The organism is Exiguobacterium sp. K1 (assembly GCF_033721435.1).
GTDB classification, from domain to species: domain Bacteria; phylum Bacillota; class Bacilli; order Exiguobacteriales; family Exiguobacteriaceae; genus Exiguobacterium_A; species Exiguobacterium_A artemiae.
On the sequence record NZ_JAOTIT010000006.1, the window covers coordinates 18026 to 34392 of the forward strand.

Below are 16367 nucleotides of genomic sequence, written 5' to 3' on the forward strand. Positions count from 1 at the left end.
GAGGGGGATTACCATGGACATAAAAAAATACCGTGTCACACCGGGTGAATCAATTCAGTTATCGGATTATCCAACGTCAGATGAAAACCGGATTGCCGAAGACGAGTTACTGGATCAGCACATTCCGAAAAGCGTCGAAGAACTAAAAGAACTGCATTGGCGTCTGCATGCGGAAGAAAAAAACGGCGTTCTTGTCATCCTGCAGGCCATCGATGCCGGCGGAAAAGATGAAGCGATCAGCTATATTTTCTCGAACCTCAATGCCCAAGGTCTGCGGACGTTGTCCGTCAAAAAACCGTCCGATACGGAGCAAAAGCATGACTATCTGTGGCGGATTCACGAAGGCTTGCCGGAAAAAGGCGAAGTCGGTATTTTAAACCGGTCGTATTATGAGGAAGTCATTGCACCACGGATTCATGATTTGCTGGAAGACGAGGAAGTGCCGGACGACCAGGATGTCTGGAAGATGCGGTACCGCCAAATCAATGACTTTGAACGGTATCTCGTCGAGAACGGTTTCCGCGTCGTGAAGTTTCTGTTTAATGTTTCAAAAGACGAGCAGAAAAAACGATTGCTTGAACGGATTAAAGATCCGAAGAAAAACTTTGAGTTTTCGTTCAGTGATGTCGAGGAACGGGAGCATTGGGACGAATACCAGGATATTTTTGCTGAACTCGTTTCGCACACATCAACGGAACATGCACCGTGGCATGTCCTGCCGGCCGATGACGAATGGTTCACCCGTTACATCGTGACGGAAGTCATGAATGACGTCTTACGTGAAATCGATCCGCAGTATCCGAAACTGACGGATGAAGATCAGGAAAAACTCGATGAAGCGATTAAAAAGCTCGAAAATGAATAAAAATTAAAAAAGATTCATTCACTTTTATTTGAAAAGTGGATGAATCTTTTTTTCAGTTTCCGATGATATAGCAGTCACTTACAAAATAATCTCTTTTTTTAGCGTCATAAAGCATAGTCACTTGCCAAGTTGTTTTTTTATCTAGTGTTTTAAATTGATAATGTTGACTTTTACTAGGATTCGGGAAAATAAATTTATTTTTTTCTTCAGAGTAAATACCTGTTTTAGTAAGGTCACTATAATCAAGGCTAGACCAATCGCCTAAACCTTTTCCTGACAATAATTTATCTAAGTCATTTATGCTCATATTTTTTTTGATTTTTTTCCCGTTTTGTAAGTAGTTTTTACTTTCTCGAATACCGGTTTCGTTTTTGTTTTCAGAAGGTAATGCATACATTTTATAAGTTAAGTATAAAGTCTTTCCATTTTTTTTAGTATTTAAGCTGATTATCATTTTATTAATACTGTATTTATCCCATTTAACTTTTTTAGGGAAAAAACTGTAATAATACACTGAGGAGCTGCCTATGCCTTTCACTAGCTCTTTTTTCTTGAATACTGTAATTCCATTTTCTTTCTTTAGTTCTTTTTTATACTCTTTTCCATAAATTACTTTGGCAATATCTTCAATAGTAGAATTCATTTTTAAACTGTTAAATTTGTTAAAATGAATTTTTTCTTTCTTTTCTTGATCACTGATACTACTTGCATTTGAAAATGGTGAAAAACAAAAAATAGTTGAACCAAGAATTAATCCAACAGAAAATAACTTTAATTTCTTAAGAAACATACAAACACTCCTTTTAACATCATTATACATTTTTTTTATATTTTGTAATATTTATTTTTCGGGTTTACCGATTAGATATTTTAGGACAAATGTCCTTTATCATTCAGGGAGGCTTCGTTTAAATGAAAGTATGAAAAATCAGGAAGGGAGGAACTAGTATGCGTGGAATTCTTTTTGCAATCAGCGGAGGTTTTTTTCTGACACTCCAAAGTGTCGCCAATGCCAGAATCAGCAACAGCATTGGGACGTGGCAAGCAGCGACCTTGACTCAGATGACCGGTTTTGTCGTCGCGTTGTTGATCACATTGGTCTTGCGCGACCGGACGTTCCGGCAGATGAAGGACGTGAAAGTATTGTATCTATCTGGCGGGGCTCTGGCCGCTGCCGTCCTGTTCAGTAATATGACAGCTGTTCATTTGATGGGTGTGACGTTGACGATTTCTTTATTCCTGATTGCCCAGCTCGGCTTGGCACTGGTGATTGATTGGAACGGATGGTTCGGAATGATCAAACGGCGGTTGCAGTTGCCGCAAGTGATCGGCATTTTAATGATGATCGGCGGCGTGCTGATCTTAAAATGGTAAGGGGGAAAGAACGTGGAACAAGCACAACTGGATGAGTACTTGGCGCGGTTTCAGTTGACGGACGTCTTTGCCGGCGGGTTGCGGGAGCATTTACAACCGGTCGCTTTTCAAGCCGGAGACTGGTTGTGTCGTCAAGGCGACGCAGCGGACCGGATGTACTTGTTGCTCGAGGGGAAGCTGAAGATTACCCATATGTCGGCAACGGGGAAACGGCTCGTCTTATCGTTTAAACATCCGTTTGATTTGGTCGGCGATATTGAATACGTCCGCCGGACACCATTGATGAATACGGTCGAAGCGGTTACACCGGTCAAAGCGGTCAGTATTTCTTATGCGGCACTCGAACAAAACGGAGCTGATAATCCGGCACTGCTCCGCTTTTTACTCGAGACGATTACGATGAAGTTTGAGCTGAAGTCTCATTCGATGAGCTTTAATCTGCTGTATCCGGTTGAGGTCCGGCTCGCCAGTTATCTTTTATCGATGACACCGGAAACACCGACCTTACCGGTCAGTGATCTGGTTGATGCGGCGGATCTGATCGGCACGAGCTATCGTCACTTGAATCGTGTCCTGCGGCAGTTCAGTCAGGACGGCTTGATTGAGCGGACGAATCGGACGATCACGATTATCGACCGGGAGGGTTTGACGGAACGGGTCGGCGAAAGTATCTATGAGTGAGGAGGAGAAAAGATGACACTTGGAATAGTTCTGGCTTTATTCGGCGGGATGATGGTCTGTATTCAGAATACGTTTAATGCCAAGGTCAAGGAGCGGGTCGGAGCATGGGCGACGACGACGCTTGTCCTCGGACTCGGATTCCTCGCGTCCTTGACCATCGGATTGATTGTTGAAGGCGGCGATCTCTTCTCCATGAGTGGGATGCAACCTTGGTTTTGGTTCAGTGGGATTATCGGCGTCGGTGTCGTCCTGTGTGTGACGCAAGGGGTCCAACAGCTCGGACCGAGTTACGCAATCTCGATCGTCATGGTCTCACAAATTCTGTTTGCGTTGTTGTGGGATACGCTTGGCTGGTTCGGCCTCGATCAAGTGGCGTTCACGTGGACGAAAGCCGTCGGCGTTGTCCTGATTGGCGGCGGTGTTTTATTGTTCCAACTCGGCGGCAAATTGACTGAACGACGGATGTTACGAAAAGGAGCCTGATTTATGAATTACACGACACTATTATTTGATATCGATCATACCTTGCTTGATTTTGATGCGACGGAACGTGCTGCATTACGACAGTTATTTGAAGACGAACAGCTCGAATGGACGGCCGAACGGGAAGCCCGTTACCGAACAATCAACCGTTCCTTATGGCAGGCACTTGAACGGGGAGAGGTAACACGGCAGGAAGTGATTACGTCACGTTTCGTGACGTTTTTTGCCGAGCAGGGCCGGACGGTCGACGGCAGTCGAATGGATACGCGTTACCGTGCGTACTTGAGTCAAGGGACGGAATTGATTGCAGGAGCGATGGAGTTGCTCGACGCGCTCAAAGGGAAGTATCAGCTATATGTCGTGACGAACGGTGTCGCGGCGACACAACATGCACGACTCAAGGGATCTGGTCTGGAGCCTTATTTTGACGGGATTTTTGTCTCGGAAGAAACCGGCTATCAAAAACCGATGCCAGCCTTTTTTGACTATGTATTTGACCGGATTCCAAACGTGACACGCGACCGTACATTAATCATTGGTGACTCCTTGACCGCTGATATCCAGGGAGGCATCACGGCAGGTATCGCGACGTGCTGGTTTAATCCTACGCGTGCTACGGCGCCGGCGGAACTGACGCCGACCTATACGATCGAGCAGCTTGATGAGCTTGTGACGCTTCTTGAAACAAAGGAGGAAGTCCGATGAGAGCAGCGCTGATTGGTGCCGGATTCCATGCCCGGACGAATCTGTTTCCGGGGATGAAGGAAGCTGGTTTTGAGATTGTTGCGGTGACGACACGAAGTCTCGAAAGTGCGGAACGGGCATTACGTGATTTTGGCAGTGCAGGCCGCGCCTATACCGATTATACGGAGATGCTCACACAAGAACAGGTTGAGGCGGTCATCATTTGTCTCCAACCGGCGGATCAAGTCGAGGTCGTCCGCTCGTGTCTCGCAGCGGGTTGTGCCGTCTATGTCGAAAAGCCGCTTGGTCTGTCGGTCAGGCAGGCGGAAGAACTGGCGGGGCTCGTGACGGATCAGGTGACAAGCGTCGGTTTCATGAAACGTTATGCACCGGTTTATACGAAACTGAAGCAAGTACTGGTCCAAAACACATATGGCAATCTTCGTTCATTCGAATTACGTTTTGCGTGTGATGCGTCCGGGTTCTGTCACGATCGGGCCGACTTCTTGTCACTGGCCGCGATTCATCAACTCGATTTGATTCGTTTCCTGGCGGGAGAGGTCGAGGAAATTACGGGTATGTCGCTTGAAACGGACGGGGAGCTGCACCTTCAGTTGTCACTCCGGATGAAGAATGGAGCTGTCGGACAGGTCACCTTGATCAATGCTCCGCTTTATACAAGAGAGGTCGAGGAACTGACCCTGCGCTTTGAACAGGCCGTATGCCAAGTCGAGGAAATGCAACGTTTAATCATCGAGGAAAAACAGGAGCCGACGTCCTGGCAGGAACTCGACGCACGGCAGATGCATTACCGTTCGCCGATGTCGACGATGTCCGGCGGGATGAAAGACTTATACCTGCGCGGATTTGTCGGTGAGATGAATCATTTTAAGGCTGCGGTTGAAGGCGGAGACGCATCCCGCTCCGATTTTCAGGACAACGTTAAAACGATGCAGCTGATTCAAGATATTTTGGATACCATCCGATAATAGATAAAAGATCACGAAAGGGGGCGATCATGGTGAACATGACGCAAACAGAACAGGAAACGGGATACGGCGCGTAACCCGCTTTTCTTAAAAAAACGGGGGAATGGATATGCAGATTGAATTGCGACCGGTCACGCACGAGAACTGGGAAGCCTGTTGTGCGCTTGAATTAACGACGGAACAGCAGGGATTTTTAGAACCGAACGTCTACTCGATTGCTCAGGCTGGTTTTGAGCCGACGCTCGTCATGCGGGCGATTTATGCAACGGATGAGTTGGTCGGATTTTTGATGTACAATTCGGAACAGGAAGAACTGGACGGCTACTGGATTTATCGACTGATGGTTGACCACCGCCACCAAGGGGCAGGAATCGGTCGTGAAGCGGTGCGGTTATTGCTTGCAGAAATGCAACAACTTCCGGAAGCAACGTGTATCGTCGTCGGTTACCATCCCGATAATTACGTGGCGCATCAGCTGTATGCACGACTCGGCTTTATCGATCACGGGGACCGGTTCGGCAAAGAACTGGCGGTCCGGTATACATTTTAAGTCAAAAGATCTTAGCCTCGCTAAGGTCTTTTTTGCTGGATTGGATATTTTTTGAAACTTTTTAAACGACTGAGTGCTCTAATCAGTAAAAGGAGGGGACGGAATTGGACTTACGAACGGAGCACACGGAGCTTGTCCGGCGTGCCATCAAGCAGGACGAGGCAGCATTTGAACAATTGATTCTTCTACATAGTGAACAGCTCTACCGGACGGCCTACGTCTATGTCAAAAACGAGCAGGATGCGCTCGACGTCGTCCAGGAGACGGTTTATAAAGCATTTATTTCCATTAGACAAGTTAAGGAACCAAAATACTTCGTGACCTGGTTGACGAAAATCCTGATCCGGAACTGTTACCGTGTCCTGAACCAACAGACCGCGGTAGCGGATCTGATTGAACAGATTCCGGTGAAGGAATCTTCGCGGGAAGAACATCTGGACTTGATTGACGCCTTGTCGCACTTACGAAAAGAATACCGGGATGTTTTGGTGCTCTTTTATTTTCACGATGTCCCGATGAAGGAGATTGCCTCTTTTATCGGTATTACCTTGAATACAGTCAAGACGTATCTCAGACGGGGCCGGGAAGAATTAAAAAAACAGTTGGGAGGACTTGATTATGTCGAAGCACGATCTTCAAAAGGAATATGAACAAATCCCTGTGCCGCAGGCCGCCTTACAGGGGCGGATTCGCCAAGGGTTGGAGCAGGGAAAGCAGGAACAACAACAAAAGCGGCCAAAGTATCTGCGACGACTGATTGTCTCGACAGGACTTGCGGCTTCAATCCTGATTACATCAACGTTCGTCATCCCGTCCTTTGCGACGGCGATGGCAAAAGTACCGTTACTCGGTCAGATGTACCGGCCGTTCCTCGAACAGGAAAATACCGGCACCGCCATCAGTCAGAAGAAACTCGCGACCAACATCCACCAAGTCGCAAGTGATCAGGGAATTGAGATTCAGGTCATCGATGCCTATTACGACGGGGCAACGATTGGGATGAACCTGACAGCAACCGGCGTTCCGGATGTGAAAGCGGAAGCACGGTCAGGATTGTATGAACTGTTTAAAGGGGATAAACGATTTGCCGGGACGGAGACGAAAGAAGTGGTTCAGTTCAAGCGGGTCAACGGTGTCTGGCAAGCGCGGATTGAATATACGCTCGGTGAAATTAAACTGCAGGATAAAATCCGGATTCCGGTCGTGTTGACGGACGTATTCGGCGTCAAAGGAAACTGGGCGTTTAACGTCCCGATCAAACGGCTTCCGGCCGTCGAACAAGTCTACGGGACAACGGTCAAAAATCCGATATACCGGACAGATATCACGCTGGATCGGTTGATTCAGGGCAAAGGCAGCACCTCGTTCGACTACACAACACGTTCACCGAAAAAAGAACGCGCCCGTGTCGAGATGACATTGCTCGATTCATCAGGCAAGGAAATCATTCACAACTGGACAAATTCGACTCAGTCCGTCAAACGGACGAAAACGGCAACGGAAGCCGTCGAACAGTCACGGTTAATTCTCGGGAACTATGTGATTCCAAAAGGGAGCTATCTGTTGCAGCCTTCTTTGCGAATTGATTTAAAGACACAACCAATTCCGCTAACTAAGCCGTTACCATACCGTCAACAGTCGGAAACGCATCCGCTCAAGATGGCCATCACATCGATTGAGACAACATCCGAGCAAGTCGTCGTTGAATTTTCAACGAATTCCCGCTCGTCCCAATTTGATACGAAGCTTGATATTCGTAACTCCATGTATTTGCTGAAGGGAACAGAACCACCGGACGGTCGGGAAATCAAAGCAAAAGTCACCGCTCTCGATATGGATAAACAGACGTTCCGGTCGACGTTCCGCTTGCCGGAACCATCCGAACACACGCGGGAAGAATATTATCTCGAAACGGGTTACAGCAATACCCTCGTCAACACACCACTTGAATTACGCCCGATTCCGTTTACGGTCGACTAACAGGAAAACCGGACCCGATGTCGAACTCCAAACGGATGACGATTGAACAAGGAGTGGGAGAGTATGAACGTACGGACAATGACCGCAACCGATTATCCGGAAGTCGGACGGATTTATAAACAGGGAATCGAGACGCAAAATGCAACGTTTCGAACGGAAGTACCGCCGTTTGATTACTGGGATGCCCATCACCACAAGCACAGTCGGCTGGTAGCGGAAGAAGACGGAAAGTTGCTCGGATGGGTCGCAATCAGTCCGTTTTCGTCGATTCCCGCTTATCGAGGAGTCGCGGAAGTCAGTTTATACATTGACGAAAAGGTCCGCGGAAAAGGCGTCGGTACTGCATTGATGCAAGCTGTCATTGAAGCGAGTGAAGCAGCCGGCATCTGGACGCTGCATTCGCAAATCTTTCCGGAAAACACGGCTAGTCTGAAACTCCATCAACGGTTTGGTTTCCGGGAAGTCGGCCGGCGGGAACGGATCGGACAATTGGCCGGCGTCTGGCGGGATACGATTTTACTGGAGCGCAGAAGTCGGATCTAACAGCAGTTGTAAAAAGGGAAGGCGGATGTCAAATCCGTCTTCCTTTTTCGTTCATCAGTTTTGTTTTGTCAGAACGAAAGCAAAAACCTGTTCACCTTTTTTTACGGTAACGTTTTCGGGCCCCTGAATGTCATTAAACGGATTCGACGAGAGTTTTCCGTCTGCTGATAGTTGGCGGAGAAAAAGGACATTATAATCCGTGAGTGTGAACTCACTTGACGGATTTTGTGTGTTGACGGCATCCGGTTTAATCTTTAAGTCTTCATGCGCCCGGAAACTGCCTCCGTCCAAATTGGCACCGAAGCGGACGGATTTGCTTGAGGAAGATTGGACGATCCGCAACGTCGAGTCATAGGTTTTCGCGGGAATTTCCATATAAAAGAGCGTCCGTTCTTTATGATTGGGTAAGTACTCGATGCCTTTCAAAAGATATGGTTTCTTGAGTTTACCTTTCAAGTGAAAGGCCGCAATCTCCTGATCATTGATAGCAGCAAAAGCTTGTTCACCAGCTTTTAGTTTGAGCGGTGTCACCGTCACCGTTTCTTTTTGAGGTGCCAGGCAACCGCTGAGGGAGAAAGCAGTCAGTAAGCAGATCATCCAAAATTTTCTCATGGAAAAAACATCCTTTCGTGAACTACTCACCACTTATTTGCTTCGCAAATTGAAGGGGGAGCTTCTTGGGAAGACCGTACTTTTACGAGCTACGATTATTGACCAAGCTCATTGGGTGGTTCCCACCCTGAAGGGTTTTCAGTCTGCTAACAGCAACAAGTTGATACTTGCGTTGATATCTCGATCATGATGCGCACCGCAAGTACATGTCCACTCCCGCACATCCAACGTTTTCTTCTCGCCTTTCGTTCCACAAGAAGAACAGATTTGCGTCGAGGCGTACCATTGGTCCGCTTTGATCAGTGTTCGTCCGTAGAATGTGCATTTATATGCCAACTGCCGAACGAACTCATACCAACGGACGTCTCCGATCGATTTGGCGATCTTATGGTTCTTCATCATGTTCTTCGACTTCAGTGTCTCGACGACGATGACTTGGTTATCGTCAACCATCCGTTTCGACAGCTTATGAAGAAAATCTTGACGTTGATTTACAATCTTTTCATGCTTCTTGGCGAGGATCATCCTCGCCTTGTCTCGATTCTTACTTCTCTTTTTTTTGCGGGACAAGGCACGCTGTGCTTTCTTAATCTTCTCTTCGGACTTTCGAAGGAAACGAGGATTGGCAACTTTCTCAGAAGTCCACTCGTCGTTTGTCATGATGGCGAAGTGTTCCAGACCAAGGTCAATTCCTACTTTATTCTTAGCGGGAACCCATGGCTCTTCGGATTGATCGACAAGAATGGAGATGAAGAATTTTGAGGTCTTCGTCATCGAGACCGTAGCGGACTTGATCACACCATCGAACGAACGATGTTGCTTCAACTTCACAAAACCGATTTTAGGAAGCTTCACCTTACGATCTTCGATTCGTATGCTACCCTTCAGATTATTTGTTGTGTAAGAGGCACGGACGTTGTGCTTCGATTTGAACTTCGGAAACCCGACAGACGGATCTCGAAAAAAGTTGTTATACGCTTTGTTCAAATCCATCTGAGCGTTCGACAGAGACAGGCTGTCGACTTCTTTGAGGAAAGGGAATTCGGGCTTATACTTTGCTGGGGTTGGGAGCTTCTGCTTCGCGTCAGGATTGAGCTTCGAATCTTCATACAATCGGATCTGCTCTTCGAGCATCTTATTGTAGACGAAACGGACACAACCGAACGTCTTCGCGAAATATTCTTGTTGGGGTTTCGTCGGATAGAGTCGAAACTTGTACGCCTTCAGCAACGCAATCACACCTTTCCTTTTGATTCGTTACACTGATTTTATCAAACAATCTCAGGCTTGAAAAACAGGGCGATTCATCTCCCACCTATGCTGGGCTTCGCCCTGAGACGCTTAGAGGTGGGAGAATTCTCGCTAAATTTAGTTAAAGGGTTAAGGTAACAAACAAAAAACGTCTTGTCGAGAGACAAGACGCCCAAAGCCTTACTTCTGATTTGCCAGGACGATGCCGAAAATCCGTTCACCTTTTTTGAGCGGTACATCAGCCGGACGTGTCACTTCGTTTAAGTTAAAGCCGCGGATTCCGTTTTTTGTTGTCATATGATAAACCATCAGCAGATTATACGGTGTAGCGGCAGAAGCACGCGAGCGGAAATCGGCTCCCTGGATCATGTAGTCATCCAGATGCTTGAAAGAATCGTCTCCTTGCACGGTTGTATCATCCACGTCCAAACCAAGATGAATTTTATCGTCCGAGAACGATTGGCTGAAGCGGACTTGTGTATCGTATTTTTTAGGTTCGAGTTCGAGTGTAAAAAGGGTCCGTTCTTTTTTGTTCGGCAGATATTCGACTCCCTTAAGCCAGTGCGTAGTCTTTAACGTGCCTTTTAATTTAACGCTGCCGATTTGCTGATTACCGAGAGCCGCAAATTTTTCTTCGCCTTCGGTGATGGAGACGGGAGAAATCGTCAGACTCGATGTATAGTCAGCCGATGTTGCTTTTTTCGTAGCCGGTTCCTGCGCCTGTTCTTGGTTACAGCCGGTCAAGACAAGGGCAGCAAGTGGTATGTAGAACCATTTTTTCATAAAAAGCACCTCTTTTCATTTTTTGGTAACATTATCCATAATTAATCGTATCGTTTTTGTTGGATGATTTCAATGGAGAACGGGAAAAGACCGGCAGTAGGTATTTTCAGGAGGGATAAAGATGGATGATTTTTTTGGAGAAGGTCTTGAGACCAATGAGCAGAAACGAAAACGAAAACTTGAAGAAGTATTCGACCAGTCGTTTGAGTCGGAACGGCGCGACTTTAATCAATCACTCGAGCAGGAAGTGACCGTTGCGCTGATCGGGGACGTCAATGCGGGCAAATCCTCGACGCTGAATGCGATCCTTGGTCGGGAAGTCGCGACCGTCGGGGCAAAGCCGGGGGAAACGACACGGATCGATCAAATCCGGCAACATCCGGAAGACAAGGTCGTCTTCGTTGATACGCCGGGATTAAATGATGCAAACAGCCTGAACTCGGATACGACGTGGAAGTTTTACCAGAGTGCGGACGTCATCCTTTACTTCTTGAACGCCGCCGGAACCGTCTTATCGGAAACGGAGACTAAAAATTTCAAGAAGATTTATGCCCACAATAAAAACATCGTCATCGTCGTCACGAAAATTGATGCGACAAATGACCTCGCGACGATTCTGTCCCATATCGAGTCGCAGCTGCCGGGTCCGAAAGTCGTACCGGTCTCAGCACTGGACGGAACGAACATTGACCGTCTGCGGCGTGAGGTGCTCGATATCTTAAAAAAGTTCAACAAGGATAATCTGTTTGTTCGCGAGATCGATCCGGCGTTGCGGGGGAAAATTGCGAACAACTGGATTGTCGGAGCCGGAACGGCCGCCGGGGCAATCGGAGCTGTACCGTTTCCGGGAGCTGACATCATTCCGTTGACGTCGATTCAAATCGGACTAATGCTGAAGCTGTCGAACTTGTACGAGCGGAATCTCTCAAAAGAAAGTGCAAAAGAGTTGCTGGTCGTGACGATTGTCGGCAACTCCGGGAAAACGGCATTCCGCCAACTGGCGAAGATGGTTCCGGGATATGGCGCCGTCATTGGGGCAGGGGTCGCCTCGACGGCGACACTCGCCCTCGGATACGGGACAAAATATGCTTATGAGAACAAATTGGAACTGACACCGGAAAGTCTGATGGGCTTCCTTAAGAAATTCCGTAAAAAGCCGGACGGAGCAAAATGACAGACGGATTATGAAGTCCCTGTTATGCTGTAAGACAAACATAAGGGGGGATAGATCATGTCTACATTGTTAGAAGAAATTCAAGCCTATCAGAAACAATTCCGTCAAAAAGCACCGGAAGAAAAACAACGGTTGATGGCACAAGCGACAGCGGAGCTTGCCGCATCAGACGGAGCAAAAGGATTAACCGTCGGAGACGAGGCACCGCGTTTCACATTACCGAACGCATCCGGTCAATCTATGTCTCTTGAAGACCTGTTGCAGAACGGTCCCGTCATCGTGACATTTTACCGGGGCGGCTGGTGCCCGTACTGTAATTTGGAACTTCGGGCTTACCAACGGGAGTTGGGAAAAATCGAGGCAAACGGAGCGACACTTGTCGCCATCAGTCCGGAAACACCGGACCACTCGCTGTCGACGCAGGAAAAAAATGATCTGGCATTTCAAGTGCTGAGTGACGTTGAGAACGTCGTTGCCCGCCAGTTTGATCTCGTGTTCAACATGCCCGACTATTTAATCGATGTGTACAAAGCATCGGGGCTCGACGTGGCCGGACACAACGGGAATGAAGACTGGCAATTGCCGAAACCGGCGACATTCATCATTCAGCCGTCCGGAAAAATTTCATTTGCCGACGTCCCGGACGATTATACGAAACGGACGGATCCGTCAGCAGTGATTAAGTTGCTCTGATGTCAGAGTTGTGTGCGTAACCATTCGCGGAAGTGTGGTTCCAGATCGTGATGATGTTTCGTTGTCGAGAATTGATGAGCAGCATAACGTAACATCTGATACGTTGTCTGATCGAGCAGACAAGAACGCATTTCTGCAGCTAAACCGCCGGGGTGATTGATTTTAGCCAGATAACCGGTCATGCCGTACTGAACGGCGTCACAGAGACCCGGTGTCTCATAGACGATTGCCGGTGTGCCGACACGAGCCGCTTCATAGACGATCATTCCCCAGTTATCTTCGCGGGACGGAACGAGCAGGGCGGTTGCCCGGCTGATATACCGGTTGCGCGCGGCCGGTTCCATATCACCGAGATAATGGAGATGCGGCCGCATCGTTTCAGGAATCAATGAGTCGAACCGGGTCGGACAATGTCCGATGATCCAGAGTTGAACCTCCGGGAACTCCTGGTAAACGGCAATGAAAGCTTGGCGGGCATCAAATAATTCTTTTGGTTGAGAAGGACGGCTGACGTAAACAAACGTCGGCCGTTTTTCTTTTTCGAGCCAAGCCGACTCAGGGGACAGTAAATCCAGTCCTTCCGGAAGACGGACGAACGGTTGGTCTGTTTGTGCGCTCTCTGCCGTCAGAACGGAGGGGTGGAATACAAAGCTGGTCTGAGAAGGGGATGCCATCGGATATGTTGAAGAACGGGTCAGAAATCGCGCATGTGGAACGGGACCCCATTGAAACAGGTATTCAAGAAACGGAATATTGGCTAAAAAAACAAATGCCTCAGGACGAGACCGGATCTGACAGAAGACATGCCACAAAAAACTGCCAGATGTTCCACGCCGAATATACGTCACGCCGCCGATTGACTCGACGTCACGCCCGCCAAAAAACGCCGGAGTCAGACAGGTCACGTCGTATTCATCCGTCATCCGCTTAAAAAGTTCATGTAAGAGGTAATCTGAAAAATCAGCATCCGGATTCTGAACATCAGAGGAAGTTAGAAACAGTAAAGATTTACGCATTTGACTCGTCCCCTTTACTGAATTTCTTTTGTATGTCTATTCGAGACAGGTAGAAAGAACTCCTCGAAAGAATCAAAAAAAGTTCCTCCTGATGGGGAGGAACGTTATTTCAACGGGTCATATGTTGTGTTAATTCATCGACGAGGTATTCGAGCGACGCCGTCATCGTACTGAGAGATTCTGTCATGGACTCAAATTCGTGTTGAACGGTTGTTTGTTGTTCAAGTGAGACGGCCGTCGATTCAATGCCGTGACGGACTTCGAGCGAAGCCGTTCGGGTCGTTTCCATCCGTTGTTCGATGTCGAGCATTTGAACACCGACACCGTGCCGAGCTGTTTGAATCGAGCCGATACTCTGTTCGACCTCTTGAACGAGATGGGTGATATCGGAAAAAGTCTGACGGACACGGCTGGTCATCTCCTGGTTTTCAGCCAATGTTTTCGTGTAACCGGCAGCTGTCGTCTTGATTTGGTCGGTATCGGCAATCAGGGCCTGTAAGACTTCCGTCACTTCATTCGCGTAACTCCGGGACTGGACGGCGAGGTGCCCGACTTCCGTTGCGACGACCGCAAATCCGCGTCCGGCATCACCGGCGCGCGCTGCTTCAATCGCCGCATTCAGCGCCAACAGATTGGTCTGTCCGGCGATGGCTTCCAGACTGGCGAGGATTTTTTGGATTTTATCGGACCGGCTGGCCATGGCCGTGACCGAAGTATGCAGACCATTCGTCGATTCGACCATCTCTTCGACGCGGCGATCCATCAGGTTCATCTCCTCGTTTCCGGTCAACGCGCGTTTCGTCATATGTTCCGTCGTCGTGACGGTCTGTGCCATTTTCGATTGGATCGATGCGATGGATGCATTGACCTGATGCAGTTGATCCGTTCCTTGTTGCATCGATTGATGCTGACCGTCAGCGGACTGGATGATCGGGGAAATTGCCGTCGCGATCTGATTCGTTGCTTCGACGGACTGGACAGCTGCTTGTTGCAGGTGTTTTGTATTCGTTTTTAAATTGCCGACCAGCGCTTCGATTTGCTGACTGACGTTCGTCATCAAGGTCGTCGCTTCCGCTTCACGTTGTAAAGAGGTGAAGCGCTCCTGATTTTGAACGGCAATCTGAATGATCAAAGCCACACTCGTCAAAATCAAGAAGACGGCATGAATCATCAGGATACTGAATGGATACCCGGTCGTTCCGCAAATCAGAGACGGAGCAAAAAAGAAGCCGGCGAAATGTTGGACGGCAAACAGGACGGTGCTGACGAGAATCAAGTCAATCCGGCGGAAATAAGCAATCAAAGCCAGGACCATGAAGATGGAAAAATGATACTCGACCAGTCCATTTCCTCCGGCAACAATCGACATACTGGAAAACGTCAACGTCAACGTTAAAAGAAGGGCAACAGACGGGCTGTTGGGGCGAATCCAGTAAAGACCCGAGGAAGCAATCCAACAGACAAACGGTAACAAGGCAATCCAGGCAAGTGTCGCTGGTGAAGCGGCGGCCACGTTTCCGTGAATGAGTTGATAATCGTCTGCAAAGTTGGTAAATCGGTGCAAACCATAGACAATTAACGATAAACAGACTACAAGAAAACTAATCCAAAGCATAAGCTGATTTTGACGTTTCATAAAATTAAATTCCCCCGTTTTTTAGTAGAAACTGAAACAAATCACGAATAAACATGCTAAACGTATACCACTATCGGTCGGCAAAATGAGATTGTTTAGCTTCAAGATACTTAAAACAAAATTAAATTTTAAAATAGAAAATCATGGCTAAACAGACACAATATGGGGTATAGAAGTGCATTGAGACTTAGGAGGAACTGTGTATGAAATGGAAGGGTAGAGAAAGAAGTTCGAACGTTGAAGACCGGCGGGGAATGGGTGGAAAAGGGGTCGCCGGCATCGGAGGCGGACTCGGGATCATCATTTTAATCGTCGTTACGTTGATGGGCGGGAATCCGGCAGACATCCTTGGAGGGCTGTCTGGTTCGCAGGGCGACAGCCAGGGCGAATATCAGGAAACGGCCAAGGAAAAAGAAGCAGCGGACTTTGTATCTGTCGTGTTGGCGGATACGGAAAAAGTCTGGACGAAGGAATTTAAACAGGACGGTATGACGTATAAAGAACCGACGCTTGTTTTATATACCGATCAAGTCAGTTCAGCGTGTGGACAAGCCGGAAAGTCGGTTGGACCGTTTTATTGTCCGGGTGATCAGAAATTATACATCGATCTTAGTTTTTATGATGAGTTACAAAATAAATACGGGGCACCGGGAGACTTCGCGATGGCATACGTCATTGCCCATGAAGTCGGACACCATGTTCAAACGTTGCTCGGGACATCTGACGAAATCATGCCGCTCCGCCAAAAGATGAGCGAAGAAAAGTTCAACAAGTATCTGGTCCGTTTTGAATTACAGGCGGATTATTATGCCGGTGTCTGGGCAAATCACGCACAAGGACAAAATTTGCTCGAAGAAGGCGATCTCGAAGAGGCACTCGGTGCGGCCAATGCGGTCGGTGATGATACACTTCAGAAAAAAGGCCAAGGGTATGTCGTACCGGAAAGCTTTACACACGGTACTTCGGCACAACGGGAACGGTGGTTCCAAAAAGGATTCGATAACGGAACGATCGAAGGCGGCGACACATTCAAAGCGAAAAATTTATAAGAAA

19 protein-coding genes are annotated in these 16367 nt (G+C 47.9%); 13 read left to right on the forward strand and 6 right to left on the reverse strand.

What is annotated here, in order from left to right; genetic code table 11:
* Positions 1–13 precede the first annotated feature (13 nt).
* A complete protein-coding gene (locus N7U64_RS12280) occupies positions 14–865 on the forward strand; it encodes a PPK2 family polyphosphate kinase (RefSeq protein ID WP_214766716.1) in 852 nt (283 codons plus the stop codon).
* A gap of 52 nt (positions 866–917) precedes the next feature.
* Here the strand turns inward: N7U64_RS12280 and N7U64_RS12285 are convergent, their stop codons facing one another.
* Positions 918–1655, reverse strand: coding sequence for a hypothetical protein (locus N7U64_RS12285; protein WP_318929932.1), 738 nt, complete (start codon positions 1653–1655; stop codon positions 918–920).
* Positions 1656–1813: 158 nt separating this feature from the next.
* On the opposite strand from N7U64_RS12285, the gene N7U64_RS12290 reads away from it, so the two are divergent.
* From N7U64_RS12290 to N7U64_RS12330, 9 genes are all read left to right on the forward strand, one after another.
* Complete coding sequence (locus N7U64_RS12290; RefSeq protein WP_318929933.1) at positions 1814–2239, forward strand: DMT family transporter; 426 nt, start codon at positions 1814–1816, stop codon at positions 2237–2239.
* A gap of 12 nt (positions 2240–2251) precedes the next feature.
* On the forward strand, positions 2252–2920 hold the full coding sequence (locus N7U64_RS12295; RefSeq protein ID WP_214850443.1) for a Crp/Fnr family transcriptional regulator: 669 nt from the start codon (positions 2252–2254) through the stop codon (positions 2918–2920).
* Between the two features lie 12 nt (positions 2921–2932).
* Entirely contained in the window at positions 2933–3403 is a 471-nt protein-coding gene (locus N7U64_RS12300; RefSeq protein WP_318091191.1) for a DMT family transporter, read from the forward strand.
* 3 nt (positions 3404–3406) lie between these two features.
* Positions 3407–4108 (forward strand): YjjG family noncanonical pyrimidine nucleotidase, encoded by a 702-nt coding sequence (locus N7U64_RS12305; RefSeq protein WP_318929934.1) that lies wholly within the window; start codon positions 3407–3409, stop codon positions 4106–4108.
* The gene (locus tag N7U64_RS12310; RefSeq protein WP_318929935.1) at positions 4105–5076 is read left to right on the forward strand and encodes a Gfo/Idh/MocA family oxidoreductase; all 972 of its coding nucleotides are present in this window, start codon (positions 4105–4107) and stop codon (positions 5074–5076) included. Before N7U64_RS12305 ends, N7U64_RS12310 begins: the two co-directional genes overlap by 4 nt.
* Before the next feature lie 109 nt (positions 5077–5185).
* Positions 5186–5626, forward strand: a complete 441-nt coding sequence (locus N7U64_RS12315) for a GNAT family N-acetyltransferase (RefSeq protein ID WP_318929936.1) — start codon at positions 5186–5188, stop codon at positions 5624–5626.
* 104 nt (positions 5627–5730) lie between these two features.
* Positions 5731–6276 (forward strand): sigma-70 family RNA polymerase sigma factor, encoded by a 546-nt coding sequence (locus N7U64_RS12320; protein WP_318929937.1) that lies wholly within the window; start codon positions 5731–5733, stop codon positions 6274–6276.
* A complete protein-coding gene (locus N7U64_RS12325) occupies positions 6245–7606 on the forward strand; it encodes a DUF4179 domain-containing protein (RefSeq protein WP_318929938.1) in 1362 nt (453 codons plus the stop codon). The genes N7U64_RS12320 and N7U64_RS12325 overlap by 32 nt, the downstream gene beginning before the upstream one ends.
* Before the next feature lie 63 nt (positions 7607–7669).
* Positions 7670–8149 carry a GNAT family N-acetyltransferase gene (locus N7U64_RS12330; RefSeq protein WP_318929939.1) on the forward strand — a complete coding sequence of 160 codons (480 nt, stop codon included), beginning with the start codon at positions 7670–7672 and terminating at the stop codon, positions 8147–8149.
* A gap of 54 nt (positions 8150–8203) precedes the next feature.
* On the opposite strand, the gene N7U64_RS12335 is transcribed toward N7U64_RS12330, so the two are convergent.
* The 3 genes from N7U64_RS12335 to N7U64_RS12345 form a co-directional block, all read right to left on the reverse strand.
* On the reverse strand, positions 8204–8761 hold the full coding sequence (locus N7U64_RS12335; RefSeq protein ID WP_012369079.1) for a hypothetical protein: 558 nt from the start codon (positions 8759–8761) through the stop codon (positions 8204–8206).
* Positions 8762–8899: 138 nt separating this feature from the next.
* A complete protein-coding gene (gene tnpB, locus N7U64_RS12340; RefSeq protein ID WP_318929940.1) occupies positions 8900–9991 on the reverse strand; it encodes an IS200/IS605 family element RNA-guided endonuclease TnpB in 1092 nt (363 codons plus the stop codon).
* 201 nt (positions 9992–10192) lie between these two features.
* Positions 10193–10795, reverse strand: a complete 603-nt coding sequence (locus N7U64_RS12345) for a hypothetical protein (RefSeq protein WP_318929941.1) — start codon at positions 10793–10795, stop codon at positions 10193–10195.
* Between the two features lie 121 nt (positions 10796–10916).
* On the opposite strand from N7U64_RS12345, the gene N7U64_RS12350 reads away from it, so the two are divergent.
* Both N7U64_RS12350 and N7U64_RS12355 read left to right on the forward strand, forming a co-directional pair.
* Positions 10917–11969 (forward strand): YcjF family protein, encoded by a 1053-nt coding sequence (locus N7U64_RS12350; protein WP_214850457.1) that lies wholly within the window; start codon positions 10917–10919, stop codon positions 11967–11969.
* A 57-nt stretch (positions 11970–12026) separates the two neighbouring features.
* The gene (locus N7U64_RS12355) at positions 12027–12662 is read left to right on the forward strand and encodes a peroxiredoxin-like family protein (protein WP_318929942.1); all 636 of its coding nucleotides are present in this window, start codon (positions 12027–12029) and stop codon (positions 12660–12662) included.
* A 2-nt stretch (positions 12663–12664) separates the two neighbouring features.
* Here N7U64_RS12355 and N7U64_RS12360 read toward each other — a convergent pair whose 3' ends face one another.
* Positions 12665–13678, reverse strand: a complete 1014-nt coding sequence (locus N7U64_RS12360) for a glycosyltransferase (protein WP_318929943.1) — start codon at positions 13676–13678, stop codon at positions 12665–12667.
* A 109-nt stretch (positions 13679–13787) separates the two neighbouring features.
* Positions 13788–15314, reverse strand: a complete 1527-nt coding sequence (locus tag N7U64_RS12365; protein ID WP_318929944.1) for a methyl-accepting chemotaxis protein — start codon at positions 15312–15314, stop codon at positions 13788–13790.
* A gap of 203 nt (positions 15315–15517) precedes the next feature.
* Here N7U64_RS12365 and N7U64_RS12370 point away from each other — a divergent pair, with 203 nt between their 5' ends.
* Complete coding sequence (locus tag N7U64_RS12370) at positions 15518–16363, forward strand: neutral zinc metallopeptidase (RefSeq protein WP_214766693.1); 846 nt, start codon at positions 15518–15520, stop codon at positions 16361–16363.
* Positions 16364–16367: the final 4 nt, after the last annotated feature.